The organism is Streptomyces katrae (assembly GCF_000966975.1).
Classification (GTDB): Bacteria; Actinomycetota; Actinomycetes; order Streptomycetales; family Streptomycetaceae; genus Streptomyces; species Streptomyces katrae.
The window spans coordinates 1-1,478 of the sequence record NZ_JZWV01000205.1 but is presented as its reverse complement, the minus strand read 5'-3'; the positions used below and the strand labels follow the sequence as shown (position 1 = coordinate 1,478).

Annotated in this window: 3 protein-coding genes; 1 reads left to right on the top strand and 2 read right to left on the bottom strand. The window is 72.8% G+C overall.

What is annotated here, in order from left to right:
• The first annotated feature begins 94 nt into the window (after nucleotides 1-94).
• Nucleotides 95-712, top strand: coding sequence for an SMI1/KNR4 family protein (locus VR44_RS09425; RefSeq protein WP_052713521.1), 618 nt, complete (start codon nucleotides 95-97; stop codon nucleotides 710-712).
• 6 nt (nucleotides 713-718) lie between these two features.
• On the opposite strand, the gene VR44_RS46970 is transcribed toward VR44_RS09425, so the two are convergent.
• Both VR44_RS46970 and VR44_RS46965 read right to left on the bottom strand, forming a co-directional pair.
• Nucleotides 719-955, bottom strand: a complete 237-nt coding sequence (locus tag VR44_RS46970; RefSeq protein ID WP_281187126.1) for a YncE family protein — start codon at nucleotides 953-955, stop codon at nucleotides 719-721.
• A gap of 12 nt (nucleotides 956-967) precedes the next feature.
• Nucleotides 968-1,387, bottom strand: coding sequence for a YncE family protein (locus VR44_RS46965; RefSeq protein WP_245691652.1), 420 nt, complete (start codon nucleotides 1,385-1,387; stop codon nucleotides 968-970).
• Nucleotides 1,388-1,478 lie beyond the last annotated feature (91 nt).

Genomic DNA, 1,478 nt, shown 5'->3' with positions numbered 1-1,478 from the left:
GGTCAGACAAGATCCGGAAGAGACGGCCTAGGTCACGGCGCCCTCGGGCGGTAGGTTGGGGCGGTTGAGGTGGGGTGTCAGGGGAGCGGCGGGCATGACGGAGAACGCGCGGGTCAAGGCGCTGGAGCAGATCATGCCGGCGACGCACGGCGCCGACGAGGACATCGACTGGCAGGCGGCCGAGGCCGCCTGGGGCACCCGTTTCCCCTCCGACTTCGTCGCGTTCATGGGCCGTTTCGGCGCCGGTTCGATCAACGGCGAGGCCGGGATCCTGCTCCCCCTCCCGAAGCCCGGACTCCAGTGGGACCCGGCCGAGATGGCCGAGGAGACCGCCAACGCCCGGCAGGCCTGGGAGGCCGGGGGCGGCCGGGCCGCCTTCGACGTGGACCCGGAGTCGATCATCGCCTGGGGGGTCACCGCCGGCGCCGACATCCTCTGCTGGCTCACCACCGACCCCGACCCGGACCGCTGGCCGGTCCTCGTCGTCGGGCGGCACACCGCCGAGGCCTTCGCGGTGTACCCGTACGGCATGGCCGAGTTCCTGCTGCGGATGTGCTCCGACGAGTTCGACGTGAGCCCCGTCGGCATCACCTTCTGGGACGCCGGCCACCTCAGCTTCGTGCACTGGCGCAAGGCGCAGCGCCGCTGGCAGGAGGGCCGCAACCCCGAGACGGGCGAGCCCGACCCGTACGCCGGCGAGTTCGCCGACTAGGGCCGGCTAGGGCCGGCCGGGGGACGCGGCCACGCCCGTCGGGCCGTCGCCCACGGGAACGGTGTCCCTCACGCGGTCCGTCGAGGCGTCGATGACCGACAGGGTGTCGGAGTCGAAGTTGCTGACGTAGACCCGGGAGCCGTCCGGGCCGACGGCCAGGCCGTTGGGGCCGTGGCCCACCGGGACGGTGTCCGTGACGGCACGGGCGCGGGTGCCGATCACGGACACGTCGTCCGAGCTCAGGTTGGATACGGCTCACCCCCGACGGCCGGCACCTGTGTCCGAGGCGACGTTGGCCACGTAGACGTGCTCGCTGTCGGGGGAGACCGTCACCCTGCTCGGTTCGTCTCCGACGGGGACGGTCGCGATGACCTTCCTGCTGCGGGCGTCGATCACCGACACGGTGTCCGCCGCCGAATCGGTGACGTAGACGCGGGAGCCGTCCGGGGCGGCGGCCACGCTGTCCGGTCCGCTCCCGACGGGAACGGCGTCCACGACCCTGCCGGCGGCGGGGTCGACGACCGACACCGTGTCGGCGTGGAGGTCGGCCACGTAGACGAGGGCCGCCGACGGCGTCCCGGCGGACGCGCCCGCCGGGTGTCCCTGTCCGGTCATCGCCGCTGCCGCACAGAGCACCACGGCCGCCCGCCGCCACATCTCCTGATTGCTCGTCACGGGGCCACGCTAGGGCCCCGGACCGGAAAGACACGTGAACGGCACGCAGCCCGCTTCCGGCAGGAAACGGGCTTTTCGGTAGGTCTACGCG

Bases quoted from the DNA above. Each gene is read 5' to 3' on its own strand.
- VR44_RS09425 (WP_052713521.1), top strand. From the start codon at position 95: ATGACGGAGAACGCGCGGGTCAAGGCGCTGGAGCAGATCATGCCGGCG.